Below are 12,145 nucleotides of genomic sequence, written 5' to 3'. Positions count from 1 at the left end.
TCGTGCCCTATGCCAGTCACCGGATGGCCATAGCCATCACCGCCGACACCGGCCGCAGCTGGGCCGATGTGCTGGACGACTTCGCCAGCTTCTACTTCGACACCGCGTTGTCGTCCAGCGCGGCCGCCTTGCCCAGCCTGCTGGCTTTCGCCAAACCGGGCCACATCACCTTCGGGTCGGACTACCCGTACGCCCCCGTTGCCGCCGGAAAGCTGTTCGCAGCCGGCCTGGAAACCTATGCGGCAATCGACGCCACGACCCGCGACGCCATCGAGCGCACCAACGCCTTGGCGCTGTTCCCCCGCCTCGGTGCAGCGCCGCAACCGATTCCGCAGTCACCCGTTCGACAGATCCGCCACGTCCTCAGCCGCGGCGCCATACGGGTCGTCGCCCGGCTAACAAGCAGCACCTGACCGCCGCCACTGGGACGCGCGTGCGCGCGCAGTATCGGCGGTGCGGGCACGCTACTTTGACGGAGCCGACATCACCGGCGCAGGAGCCGACATCACCGGTGCCGGAGCCGGTGGGGCCGCCGGCGCGGGACCTGACACGTCCGGCGCCCCGGCTGGCGCGGGAGCGGTGTGGTCCGGCGCGGGAGCGGTGTGCTCCGTCGCGTTCGGCGCCCCGGCTGGCGGCGAGGACTGGCTCGAATCACCGCCCGCTCCTGGCTCCCGGGCTTCCCGTCGGGCGGACTCCCGGGCTTCCCGTCTGAGCCGGGCTTCCCGGACTTACCGGGCTTTCCGCCGTGGGGATGGTAACCATCCCCACTGGGTGGAGTCACAGGGTTGTTGAAGGCCTGCGGGGGAGGGATGTACCCAGGGCAGCCGGGGACAGCGACCGGACAAGCTGACGGCGCGGGCGCCGACCGGACGTACGCGGGGCACCCCGGAAGCGGAAGACCCGGCGTGCAACCGGCGGGTCTGCGTGCGCCAGTGGCGCATCCAGCTGCGTCCACGCCACTGGTGCGCCGAGTATCGCCGCAGCGCTAAGAGTGCCGAAAAGAATTCGTAAGTGACGGTGTCGATGCGAAATGCCTTGTGTCCGTGCGGCCATGACCCGACCTATTCTCAGATTGATTGCTGGGACTAACTTGGGGACATCCACCAGCGTTATCTCCAAGAATTGGTGTGCTGTGAGACGCACCTGCCATAAGCCTGGCAATATCGGGGCCGCCTCGGAGCGAAGCTGGGCTACGAGGCATCGGTTTCACATCGGGTCCGGCGCGTCCCACGGCACGGTGGCCGATACCCAGTGGGTGATCTGCTCTTCCTGGTCATTGCGGTGCAGATGCCGCGGCGGCTGGGCAAAGGTCTCGTAGGGCCGGCAGCGTACGACGACGCGGTCCTCCTGCTCAGCCATTGCCTCAACGAACGGGCGGGCTTCCTCGCCGAGCGCCTCGCCGGACATTCGGCCGGCGACGGCCATCATGACGTCGACCACCAAGTCGCGATCCCGCTCCACGGTTGCATCGGCATACACCTGCAGATAGGCGAACGGCCAATGCTCGTCGAGCACGCAGAGACTCACTTTGCCTTCGCGTGCAACGGCTTTAGCCTTGCCGCGCGGCGCCATGGTGGACACCAGCAATTCGTCGTCGTCGGTGGGGATGTAGTACACGATCGACATCGCCGGCCCGTCGTGTAAGCGCCGGTAGCCGTACACGCAGGTGCGGTGGGTACGCACGAAAGCACGCCGCTCCGAAGGCAGCATGTCGCGGTCGGTGGGCACCGCGAAGGGCTCGGTTGCGAGTGGAAGGAGCATGGTGGACCGTCCTTGTTCCGTTAGTATTGGATACAGTGTTACCGTTATTGCGCTGACTGTCAAGACCCGCCATACTTAGGCCCGTGACCTCCAGCCATCAACAGGAGAACCGTCGCTCCCCCGGCCGCCCCGCCATCCCGCTGGATCGCATCGTCACGACCGCGCTGCAGATCCTCGACGACGACGGAGCCGAGGCCTTGTCCATGCGAACGCTTGCGCAGGCGCTCAATTCCGGGACGGCGACGCTGTATCGGCACTTCGGTAGCCGAGCAGACTTGATCGCCCACGTCGTCGACCGGGTGTTCGGCGGCGTCGAGCTAGATGTCGCGCAACTGCGCGCGATGGCATGGCAGGAAGCGGGAAAAACGGCTGCCCGCGCCATGTTTGACGCGCTGCGCAGCCACCCCAACGTCGCGCCGCTGCTGGCTGAAGATGTACCGCTGGGACCGAACGCGATGGCCGCACGAGAAGGTTTGATCGGCATCCTGCTCGACAACGGATTCCCGCCCGAGCTCGCGGCACTGTCCTATGCGACGCTGGCCCGCTACATCTTGGGTTTTGCCATCCAGTTCACCAGCGCCCACGATGACGGCGCCCGCTTGGTGCAGGCCGTCCAGGATCTGGACCCACGGACGTTCCCCGCGACCGTCAGCGTCGCAGATAGCCTCCCGGTGCCCTTGGACGAAGAATTCGCGTTCGGACTTGAACTGATCATCGACGGGCTGACTCACGTGCTTCAGCGCCACCCACCGGGACGAAAATCTAAGCGCCGCAGCGGCTAAGCGTCGATCGCGTTCAGCTGCTCACGAGTCTCGGTGTCGAGTTCGATGTCGGCGACGGCCAGGTTCTCCTCCAGGTGCTGCACCGATGAGGTTCCCGGGATCAGCAACACGTTCGGCGCCACACTCAGCGCCCACGCCAGCGCGATCTGGGCCGGACTGCGGCCCAACCGGGCAGCGGCCCGCTGCACCACGTCGTGTCCAAGCACCTGATCCCGTGCCGCAAACGGCGATCTCAAGCTGAAGAACGGGACGAAAGCGATGCCGCGCGCCGTGCACTCGTCCAGCACCGGCGCCGCAGACCGGTCAACGGGGTTGAAAGCGTTTTGTACACAAGCAATCTCGGTATGCTCTATTGCGCGCAGCAGATGCTCACGGGTGATGTTGCTAAGTCCGATGCCGCCGATCAATCCGTCGTCACGGGCGGCGATCATGACCGAAAGCAACTCGTCGAAGCGCTCGTCGGGACGATCGTTGTCCATCAGCCTCAGGTTGACCACCGCGAGCTGATCGACGCCGAGCGTTCGCAGATTGGCCTCGATATCTGCGCGGAAGTCGGCGGGGCCGGCCAGCGGCACCCAGCCGCCGGCATCGTCGCGGCGCGCTCCGACCTTGCTGACCAACGCCAAGTCGGCCGGATATGGATGCAACGCCTCGTGGATCAGCTCGTTGGAGACCTTCGGCCCGTAGAACTGGGCCGTGTCGATGTGGTTGACGCCGAGTTCGACGGCCCTGCGCAGCACGGCCAGTGCGGCGTCGCGGCCGCGCGGCGGCCCAAAGGCGCCCGGCCCAGGCAGCTGGATCGCGCCGAAGCCGATGCGGGCGACACAAAAGTGACCAAGTGGTAAGGACTCCATGGGGTGAGGTTAGCGTCGAGGAATGGACACGTTTCAAGCGCTCGTCGCGCGCCAAGACGGCGACCGGATAACCGCGTCGGTCGAGACCCTTCGCCCAGACGACCTGCCGCCCGGCGACGTGACGATCCGGGTGTTGTACTCCAGCGTCAACTTCAAAGACGCGCTGGCGCTGACACCGGGCGGCGGCGTGGTGCGCGACTACCCCGTCGTCCCGGGCGTCGACCTGACCGGCGAGGTTGTCGAGTCGAAGTCACCGGACTTCGCCGTGGGCGACGCCGTCGTCGCTCACGGCTACCAGATCGGCACCGGCCATCACGGCGGCTACGCCGAATATGCTCGCCTGCCCGCCGATCAGGTCGTGCGACTGGACGAGCTGAGTGTGCGCGATGCCGCGGCCATTGGCACCGCCGGCTTCACCGCCGCGATGAGCGTGCACGCACTCATCGACTGGGGCGTCGAACCCAGCGCTGGACCGGTCGTGGTGACCGGGGCCTCCGGCGGCGTCGGCTCGGTCAGTGTGGATCTGCTCGCCGGTGCCGGCTATCACGTCGTGGCGTCGACCGGCAAGGCCCAGAACCCAGGAGCTGGACAACGGTTGAAAGACCTTGGCGCCGCCGAGGTTATCGGTCGGCTGCCGGCCGATCCGCAAGCCAAGCCACGGCCGCTGGCCAAAGCGCGATGGGCGGCTGGAGTGGACTGTGTCGGCGGCGCGACCCTGGCTGACGTGCTCAGCGCCGTCGACTACGGCGGCGCGGTGGCCTGTAGCGGCCTGACCGGCGGACCCGCGCTGCACACCACCGTGATGCCGTTCATCCTGCGCGGGGTCGCCTTGCTCGGCATGGATTCGGTCCTGATGCCCATCGGCCCGCGCCGCGAGCTGTGGGCGCGTCTTGGCGACTCGCTGCGGCCGCGGCATCTCGATGCGATCACCACCGAGGTCGACGTGAAAGACGTGATCGCAGTCCTCGACCAGGTGCGCGCGGGAGCGTTCTCCGGGCGTGCCGTGGTGCGCGTCGCCGACGGGTTCTGAGAGTCAGTAGGCTCATCTGGCATGCGCGCAGCACAGTTGACTCGACTTGATGGTCCGGACGCGGTCGAGGTTGGCGAGATTGACGAACCGACCGGCGACGGCGTGGTCGTCGACGTACACGCGGCGGGAGCGGCTTTCCCCGATGCGCTGCTCACCCGCGGCCTCTATCAGTACAAACCGGATCCGCCGTTTGTGCTCGGCGGGGAGATCGCCGGGGTGGTCCGATCGGCGCCCGACGGTGTCCATGTGCGTCCCGGCGACAGGGTTGTCGGCCTGACCATGCTCACCGGCGGCATGGCCGAAGTCGCGGTCGTGGCACCGGATCGTGTGTTCAAGCTGCCGGACAACGTGAGCTTCACGGCAGGCGCCGGACTGCTGTTCAACGACCTGACGATGTACTTCGCGCTGATTGGCCGTGGCCGATTGCAGTCCGGCGAGACGGTGCTGGTGCACGGGGCAGCCGGTGGGATCGGCACGTCCACGCTGCGGTTGGCGACGGCGCTCGGGGCGTCCCGCGTCATCGCGGTGGTCAGTACTCCGGACAAGGGCGAGATCGCGACGGCAGCCGGCGCGACGGACGTCGTGCTGGCCGACGGGTTCAAGGACACAGTAAAAGAATTGACGGATGGCCGTGGGGTCGACATGGTGGTCGATCCGGTCGGCGGCGACCGGTTCACCGACTCGCTGCGCTCGCTTACTCCCGGGGGGCGGCTGCTGGTGATCGGCTTCACCGGCGGTGACATCCCCATCGTGAAAGTTAATCGGCTGCTACTGAACAACATTGACGTGGTCGGTGTCGGCTGGGGCGCCTGGGCCGGCACACACCCCGGTGCGCTTTCTGAGCAGTGGGCCGCAGTCGAGCAACTCCTCGCCTCGGGTCGGCTGGCTCCCCCGGAGCCGGTGGTCTACCCGCTGGACGAAGCGGCCGCCGCGATCGCGTCGTTGGAGAATCGCACCGCCAAAGGCAAAGTCGTCCTACGCATACGGGACTAGCGTGCGCCGCTGGCCCGTGACCGGGTCGCTCGTCCCGCGACACGTAAACGTCAGCGAAGACACGCCGAAGTGTTACGCAATGGTTTAAGTCTCGGTGTTGCGTGGTTGTCGGCCCTTGGACCGCGACGTCTGAACGTTGGCGACGTCCCCTATTGCGGGTGGGGGTGTGTCAGGATGAGGCGGGCGATGGTGTCGATGATTCTGCGGCGATCTTCGCGCCCATTGGCGGCGATCTGGAACAGTACGGATTCTGCCCCCGCATAAGCGAATTCGTTGATTCGCGCGGCGACGGATTCCGGTTGTCCGAGGAGCAGGTAGCGGTCGGCGAGCGGGGCGAAGTCCTGGTTGTAGGCCGCGCTGACTGTTCTAATGCCGGTCTCGCGGGCCCATAGTGGATCGTCATCAACACTCGCCCACACGAACAGTGCGGCGGCGACGGCTGCGGGGTCGCGGCCGCTGTCGCTGGCTGCGTCGCGAACGTGTTGGAGTCCGCGGCGGAGTTGGATGGGGTCGACCATGTAGGGCATCCAGACATCGGCGTGACGGCCGGCACGTCGAAGGGCTGCCGGTTTGCGTCCGCCTAGCCATATGGGTGGGCCGCCGCGCTGGTGGGGCGGCGGGTTGAGGGCCAGCCCTGGCACGGCGGTGAATTCGCCATCGAAGGTGACGGTCTCTCCACTGAACAGCCGGCGGATGATGTATAGGCCTTCATCTGTTCGGCGGAATCGGGTGGCCGGATCGATGCCGGCGGCGATGAATTCGGGCGGGTACTCTCCGCCTGAGCCGATCCCAAGTTCGAAGCGCCCCTGGGAGATGACGTCGATGGTGGCGGCGAGTTTGGCGACGACCGGGGCCGGGTAGAGCGGCAGCAAGACGATGGAACTGACGAGCCTGATCCGGCTGGTCGCCCCGGCTGCCGCGGCGAGCATGGCGAATGCGTTGGGGGTAGGTCCGTGAAAGAACAGGTGTTCGCCGCAGCCCAGGAAATCGAACCCGAGCTCCTCTGCATGTCGTGCGTCGTCGACCAGGGTGGCGGGGTTGTCTACGGTGATTCCAAATCTCATTGTGCCGCTGCCTCCTTGACACTGGAATGGGGCCACTGTTGGTGGTTCCGTTGTGCCAGAACCGAGTTGCAGATGAACTGGGTGTTTAGTTCGCGGTTGGCGTCGTGTCGAAGCGAAGCAGTCCCTGTTTGACGGAGGCGCCCGATAGTAGACCTTGAAGAGAGGGGTATTGCCCGAACAGCTTGGCGTGAGCGAGTTGGTAGTCCTCCACGAGGCCCCAGTTGTGCGGGAACTGTTCGGAGTAGTTCCAGCTTCGCACCACCGTCTTGTCGCGCGAGATGTGGCGGACCGTCCCGTATGTGTGGATCGGCCAGTCGAGCGAGCCGTGCTGGTCCAACTCGACGACCAACTCGTCTCCAAGCTGAAGGGTCAACGTGTCGATGGACCCGCGTTCGGTGTGTGTCATCGTAATTCGAGCGTCGCTGCGGGCATGGCTCACCCCGTCGACCACATGGTGCGCGGCGGCGAAACCTGTCCCGGGCCGACCACGCCAAGCATGCCCACCCTCGAACGTGCCGTCGTCGTATTCGACCATCCAGTTCATCCAATAGTTGTGCAGGACGCGCGTGAAATGGGTTTCGCCGAAGGTAAGACCAGGCCGACTGAAAATGAAGTCGTGCGTCCAGATACCTCGTACCGGGTCATCATCGATAGTCCCTGTGACGTAGCCGAAATGACTTCGGGACAGGATTGGGTGCGGGATTCCCGTCTGTTCTGGAACGAAGAAGGTGCACGGCTGACCCATCAATTCGGCGCGCAGATCAATGCGCCCGCCCGCATCGACCCACTCGAATTGCCCGGGACCCAAGCGTAGTCGGTGACTCGGTGAAGCGTAGGTAATGGCCGTTGCGTCTTCGGTGACGGTGTACGCCTCGACGGCTGGATGTTCGGAGAAGGAGATCAGCAATGGCGCTTGTTTGTCGAGTTCTCCTATGCCGCGATAGGCGCCGAAGTTGATGACCGTGTGCATTTCGGGCAGGGCATAGGCACGCATGAACTGGTAGTTGGCGCCGGACTCGCCGCGCAGGATCACCCAAGGGCAGATGAGTACGACACCAAGGCCGTCGCGCGGACTATGGGAGAGTCGAAAGGATTCGACGCTCGGGTGCGGGTCGAGGTAGTTCACATAGCGCATGAGGGGATCCTTTACATCGGCCCGGCTGATGCCGAAGCACAGGGCAACCGAATATCACTATCGACGAGCGATACGCCTCTCATCGCGCCCCCAGCGCCACGAATGCGACGTCGACGACGTCGTGCAGGCGCCGGCGCATGATGCGATCCGATATCAGGCCAGCCCCCCACTGATGCAAGCAGCCGATAAGACCTGCGGCGACAACTTCGCCCAATCGACGCGGAACGAGACCACCCGCGCCGACGCTGCCGTCGTGGGCGGCGACGAAACACGCCATCAATTCCTTGGTGGGGTCAAGCGACATCGCGCCGACACCGTGGGACCAGTCCCGCATCAGTGCGCGTGTGATGACCCTGTCCGAGGTCATCGCATCGGCCATGGCTGCCACAATGGCCTGCGCTCGGTCCCGTGGATCACGGTGCGAGAGCGCCGCATAGTCGATAGCGCCCACCGCATCGTCAGCCAGTGCGGCCCAAATCGCGTCACGGTTGCCGATCAGGTTCGAAATCGTGGGGATGGACACCTCGGCGCGTGCCGCGAGCTCCTGGATGGTGAAGGAGTGGGCGGGACCCTCGCCGAGCAGCTCACGTGCACACTCGAGAATTCGCTCCCGACGGCGTCGTTTGCCTCGATCTCTCAACCCCTCGACCGGCGCCACATCGTTCCCGCTGGCCGTATCTAACGCGGAGGCAACAGCGGATGCGTCGGAACTCATGCCGCGAGCATACGACGAACATGAACCAGATTTATATATGAGAAGAGATTTTGCCTTATGAAAACTTTTTCTTGACATCAAGCGTGAGGCAAGTCACTGTCATAGGACAGCGTGTGCACGATCGTTCACACCCGTCGTGTTCATCGTCCGTGTCTTCTGGGCGCCGCGGTCGCACCGGAAAGGATCGCCTCTCGTGAGTGACAACGACGGCGACGGGGGCCCGGACACTGTCGTCGGCCGCGAGAATTACCAGGCCTTCCTTGAGCACATCGTGCCTACATTCACGAAATGGCATATGGAAGCGCCCCGGATCACGTGGTCCGCAGACGGGAATTCAGCAGTGGCCGAGTGCGTGGAGACTATCCAGCCGAACCCGGGCGAAGACGTCCTGACGATGCATGAGCTTGTCGAAGCCACAATCGGCGACGACGGGCGCATCAGCAAGTTCGACCTGTACTTCAAGATCCCCGACCCGCTTCCGCAGTGGGTTGTCGAAGCGAACTCCCGACAAGACTGAATCACTGGAACCGACGACGAGAGACCATGACACTCAACGCTGAATCCGTCTCCCCCTTCGTACCCACCGACGAGGAAAAGGCCTTCCGGGCGGCGATCTATTCGATTGCAGCCTCGTTCGGTCCGGCGTACTACAAGCAGTGCAACGCCGAGAGCCGCACTCCGACCGAGCTATGGCATCGACTCGGCGACGGCGGCTTCCTCGGCGTCCACCTTCCACAGGAGTATGGCGGCGGGGACGCCGGCATCCGTGAACTCGCCATCATGCTTGAGGAGACAGCCGCCGCCGGCTGCCCCTTGCTCGCACTACTGGTGACACCCGGGATCGTCGCGCCAATCCTGGTCCGGCACGGCTCAACAGAGCAGAAGCAGCGGTGGCTGCCCGGTATTGCGCAAGGCAAAGTTCGGTTCGCGCTTGGCCTGACCGAGCCGGGCGCCGGATCCAATACCCACAACCTGGCCACGTCGGCGGCTCGCGATGGTGACCACTACATCGTCAACGGCCAGAAGTATTACATCTCAGGAGCTGACACCGCCGATCAGATCCTTTTGGTGACAAGGACCGGCGCTGAAAACAACGGCAAGGGCAAACTGTCGCTGCTCATTGTGGACCCCGACAGCCCCGGACTCGTGCGCCAGCCGCTCGAAACGGCGCTGGAAGAGCCCGAAAAACAGTTCACCCTGTTTTTCGACGATGTCCGAGTGCCCGTCGACCGGGTCGTGGGGGGCGAAGGCAACGGGCTGAAGGCTCTGTTCGACGGCCTCAACCCCGAGCGAATCCTGGTGTCGGCGGTATCGATCGGGATCGCCCGCTACGCCCTGGCCAAAGCAAGTGACTACGCGCGCACACGGCAAGTCTGGTCGTCGCCGATCGGCGCTCACCAAGGCGTCGCGCACCCGCTGGCGGAAGGCAAGATCAAGCTCGAACTCGCCTCGCTCATGATGCACAAGGCAGCATTTCTCTACGATGCCGGCCTGCCAGCGGCCGAGGCCAGCAACATGTCGAAACTGGCTGCCGCCGAAGCGGGCATCTTCTGCCTCGACCAGGCCATCCAAACCCATGGTGGCAATGGGATGGCCCTTGAATATGACCTGACCAACTACTGGTGGCTCGCGCGCATCCAAACCATCGCCCCGGTATCGCGGCAAATGATCCTCAATTACGTCGCCGAGCATTCACTCGGACTCCCGAAATCCTACTGAACAAGCCAGTTTGGAGATATCTGGGTGAGCACCCGCATGCGCGTTCTGGTGTGGGGCCCCGGTGGCCTTGGGAACATCTGTATTCGTTTGACTGGGCCGTTCGTCCGCGACACTTAAACGTCAGCGCAGACACGCCGACGTGTTGCGCAATGGTTTAAGTCTCGGCGGAATCTGCCTGGTTGTCGGCCCTTGCACCGCGTCAAAACAGAAAGTAATCTCACTTTCACTTCCTGTCGTCGCCGTCGTTGTCGCACACCCTGGAGCACCATGGAATCCTTCATTCACCTGCGCAAAGGCACGACACCACATCGACTGCATGCCAACCTCGACGGGCTGAAGGACGACGAGCTGGGCCGCGGTGGATTCACCGGCCGAACCGCCAACATCTACCGCCGCCACGACCCCACCGCCTACCGGTCGGAGGGTCCGCTGCGCCCCATCGACGTGCTGTCCAGCGAGCTCAAACCCAGCGACGCCACCGACGCCGACGGCGGTCCGCTGCTGATGTTCAGCAACGACGACTGCAGAATCCTGTTGTCCCGCCGCCACCAGCCGATGCCGTTCTACACCCGCCATGTTGACGGTGATCTGCTGTGCTTCGTGCACCAGGGCAGCGGTCTGCTGGAGACCGAGTTCGGGCCGCTGCGCTACCGCGAGGGCGACTGGGTGTATATCCCCAAGGCATGCACCTGGCGGCAAGTCCCCGACGCCGAGTCGACCTTGCTGATGATCGAGGCCAGCGACGAGTTCCGCGTCCCGCCGCCCGGTTCGCTGGGCCGGCATTTTCCGTTCGACCCCTCGCAGGCCGTCATCCCCGACCCAGAGCCCATCGAGGACGACGGCCGCGACGAGTACGAGGTCCGGCTTGTCCACGAGGGCGGCCCGACAACGCTGTTCTACCAACACAATCCCCTCGACGTCGAAGGGTGGCGCGGTGACAACTTCGCGTTCACGTTCAACATCGCCGACTACAATGTGATCACGTCCGACAGCGTCCACCTGCCGCCGACCGTCCACCTGTTCATGCAGGCCACCGGTGTCTATGTGATGAACTTCCTGCCCAAACCCGCCGAAGGCGTGCCCGGCACCGAACGCACACCCTGGTATCACCGCAACGTCGACTACGACGAGATCGCCATCTTCCACGGCGGTTCGCTGTACGGAATCCCGATGCCACCGGGTTTGATTACCCATGCGCCGCAAGGGGTTCACCACGGTGCACCGGAGAAGGCGCGAGAGCGGGCGCGCCGCAAATTCGACGAGCATTCCCGCGTCGACTGGCAGGTGATCGCCGTCGACACCCGCCGCCGCCTGACCCCGTCCGCCGAGGTGCTGGCGCACGACCTGGGACAGCACTGATGCGCGCCGGCGACGATGCAGAGCGAAGCGATGCTGAGGAGCGGCGCACAAGCCCGGCCGGCGACGATGCAGAACGAAGTGATGACGAGGAGCGGCGCTGATGACAACAGCCAAACAAGCCGTGAAGCACGACTACGACCGGATCCCCTATCTCGTTGCCTTCGAAAACAATTCCGGCGTCCGGGACGTCTATGGCGGGCTGGCCGAGATCACCGTGCTGGAAAGCTATCTGCTCAAGCCCAAGGACAAACCGTCAGACACGGTGCTGGTGTTCATGCACCCCATCGGCGGCGGCGCCTACCTGCCGATGATCAACGCACTGGCCCGGGCCGGTCACCACGTCGTCTACTGCAACAGCCGGTTCCGCGGCACCGATTCGGCGCTGCTGATGGAGAAGGTGGTCGAGGACCTCGGCGCGGCGATCAAGGACGCCAAGGAACGGTTGGGCTATCAGAAGGTGGTGCTGGCCGGCTGGAGTGGCGGCGGTTCGCTGTCGGTGTTCTACCAACAGCAGGCCCAGCACCCGACCATCACGTCGAGCCCGTCGGGTGACGGGCCCGATCTGACCAAGCTGGATCTGCCCGCCGCCGACGGCATCATGCTGCTGGCCGCACACATCAGCCGGCACGGCACGCTGACCGAATGGCTCGACGCGTCCATCCTCGACGAATCCGACCCCACCAAACGCGACCCGGAACTGGATCTGTACAACCCGGACAACGCCAACCAACCG

The 12,145-nt window shown here is 64.7% G+C and carries 13 protein-coding genes and 1 pseudogene; 9 read left to right on the top strand and 5 right to left on the bottom strand.

Annotated elements, in window-relative coordinates:
* A partial coding sequence (locus tag VNW74_RS24685) for an amidohydrolase family protein (protein WP_325681721.1) occupies window positions 1-413 on the top strand: 413 nt, incomplete at its 5' end.
* Window positions 414-1,206: 793 nt separating this feature from the next.
* Here VNW74_RS24685 and VNW74_RS24680 read toward each other — a convergent pair.
* Complete coding sequence (locus tag VNW74_RS24680) at window positions 1,207-1,761, bottom strand: pyridoxamine 5'-phosphate oxidase family protein (RefSeq protein WP_325681719.1); 555 nt, start codon at window positions 1,759-1,761, stop codon at window positions 1,207-1,209.
* A 140-nt stretch (window positions 1,762-1,901) separates the two neighbouring features.
* On the opposite strand from VNW74_RS24680, the gene VNW74_RS24675 reads away from it, so the two are divergent.
* Window positions 1,902-2,543 (top strand): TetR/AcrR family transcriptional regulator, encoded by a 642-nt coding sequence (locus VNW74_RS24675; protein WP_325681723.1) that lies wholly within the window; start codon window positions 1,902-1,904, stop codon window positions 2,541-2,543.
* Here VNW74_RS24675 and VNW74_RS24670 read toward each other — a convergent pair.
* Window positions 2,540-3,397: an aldo/keto reductase gene (locus VNW74_RS24670; protein WP_325681717.1), complete on the bottom strand. Its 858-nt coding sequence runs from the start codon at window positions 3,395-3,397 to the stop codon at window positions 2,540-2,542. The genes VNW74_RS24675 and VNW74_RS24670 overlap by 4 nt on opposite strands.
* 22 nt (window positions 3,398-3,419) lie before the next feature.
* On the opposite strand from VNW74_RS24670, the gene VNW74_RS24665 reads away from it, so the two are divergent.
* Window positions 3,420-4,427, top strand: coding sequence for an oxidoreductase (locus tag VNW74_RS24665; protein WP_325681715.1), 1,008 nt, complete (start codon window positions 3,420-3,422; stop codon window positions 4,425-4,427).
* 21 nt (window positions 4,428-4,448) lie between these two features.
* A complete protein-coding gene (locus VNW74_RS24660) occupies window positions 4,449-5,420 on the top strand; it encodes an NADPH:quinone oxidoreductase family protein (RefSeq protein ID WP_325681713.1) in 972 nt (323 codons plus the stop codon).
* Between the two features lie 149 nt (window positions 5,421-5,569).
* On the opposite strand, the gene VNW74_RS24655 is transcribed toward VNW74_RS24660, so the two are convergent.
* The 3 genes from VNW74_RS24655 to VNW74_RS24645 all read right to left on the bottom strand — a co-directional run bounded on the left by VNW74_RS24655 (window position 5,570) and on the right by VNW74_RS24645 (window position 8,334).
* Window positions 5,570-6,520 (bottom strand): LLM class flavin-dependent oxidoreductase, encoded by a 951-nt coding sequence (locus tag VNW74_RS24655; protein ID WP_325681711.1) that lies wholly within the window; start codon window positions 6,518-6,520, stop codon window positions 5,570-5,572.
* A 49-nt stretch (window positions 6,521-6,569) separates the two neighbouring features.
* Window positions 6,570-7,619, bottom strand: coding sequence for a hypothetical protein (locus tag VNW74_RS24650; RefSeq protein WP_325681708.1), 1,050 nt, complete (start codon window positions 7,617-7,619; stop codon window positions 6,570-6,572).
* Window positions 7,620-7,698: 79 nt separating this feature from the next.
* The gene (locus VNW74_RS24645; RefSeq protein WP_325681706.1) at window positions 7,699-8,334 is read right to left on the bottom strand and encodes a TetR/AcrR family transcriptional regulator; all 636 of its coding nucleotides are present in this window, start codon (window positions 8,332-8,334) and stop codon (window positions 7,699-7,701) included.
* A 193-nt stretch (window positions 8,335-8,527) separates the two neighbouring features.
* On the opposite strand from VNW74_RS24645, the gene VNW74_RS24640 reads away from it, so the two are divergent.
* From VNW74_RS24640 to VNW74_RS24625, 5 genes and pseudogenes are all read left to right on the top strand, one after another.
* Window positions 8,528-8,851 (top strand): hypothetical protein, encoded by a 324-nt coding sequence (locus VNW74_RS24640; RefSeq protein ID WP_325681704.1) that lies wholly within the window; start codon window positions 8,528-8,530, stop codon window positions 8,849-8,851.
* Window positions 8,852-8,877: 26 nt separating this feature from the next.
* A complete protein-coding gene (locus VNW74_RS24635) occupies window positions 8,878-10,053 on the top strand; it encodes an acyl-CoA dehydrogenase family protein (protein ID WP_325681702.1) in 1,176 nt (391 codons plus the stop codon).
* 267 nt (window positions 10,054-10,320) lie between these two features.
* On the top strand, window positions 10,321-11,412 hold the full coding sequence (locus tag VNW74_RS24630) for a homogentisate 1,2-dioxygenase (RefSeq protein ID WP_325681701.1): 1,092 nt from the start codon (window positions 10,321-10,323) through the stop codon (window positions 11,410-11,412).
* 15 nt (window positions 11,413-11,427) lie between these two features.
* Window positions 11,428-11,496 (top strand): annotated as a pseudogene (locus VNW74_RS31980) (hypothetical protein); the annotation flags it as partial.
* Between the two features lie 16 nt (window positions 11,497-11,512).
* Window positions 11,513-12,145: alpha/beta hydrolase family protein (locus tag VNW74_RS24625; RefSeq protein ID WP_325681699.1), on the top strand; the 633-nt coding region annotated here is incomplete at its 3' end.

Source organism: Mycobacterium sp. (assembly GCF_035570115.1).
Classification (GTDB): domain Bacteria; phylum Actinomycetota; class Actinomycetes; order Mycobacteriales; family Mycobacteriaceae; genus Mycobacterium.
This window is presented reverse-complemented; position numbering and strand designations above follow the sequence as displayed.

What these genes read in the sequence shown, in the direction of transcription:
- VNW74_RS24645 (WP_325681706.1), bottom strand. Translation starts at nt 8,334, where the DNA reads ATGAGTTCCGACGCATCCGCTGTTGCCTCCGCGTTAGATACGGCCAGC.
- VNW74_RS24650 (WP_325681708.1), bottom strand. Translation starts at nt 7,619, where the DNA reads ATGCGCTATGTGAACTACCTCGACCCGCACCCGAGCGTCGAATCCTTT.
- VNW74_RS24680 (WP_325681719.1), bottom strand. Translation starts at nt 1,761, where the DNA reads ATGCTCCTTCCACTCGCAACCGAGCCCTTCGCGGTGCCCACCGACCGC.
- VNW74_RS24635 (WP_325681702.1), top strand. Translation starts at nt 8,878, where the DNA reads ATGACACTCAACGCTGAATCCGTCTCCCCCTTCGTACCCACCGACGAG.
- VNW74_RS24630 (WP_325681701.1), top strand. Translation starts at nt 10,321, where the DNA reads ATGGAATCCTTCATTCACCTGCGCAAAGGCACGACACCACATCGACTG.
- VNW74_RS24660 (WP_325681713.1), top strand. Translation starts at nt 4,449, where the DNA reads ATGCGCGCAGCACAGTTGACTCGACTTGATGGTCCGGACGCGGTCGAG.
- VNW74_RS24670 (WP_325681717.1), bottom strand. Translation starts at nt 3,397, where the DNA reads ATGGAGTCCTTACCACTTGGTCACTTTTGTGTCGCCCGCATCGGCTTC.
- VNW74_RS24665 (WP_325681715.1), top strand. Translation starts at nt 3,420, where the DNA reads ATGGACACGTTTCAAGCGCTCGTCGCGCGCCAAGACGGCGACCGGATA.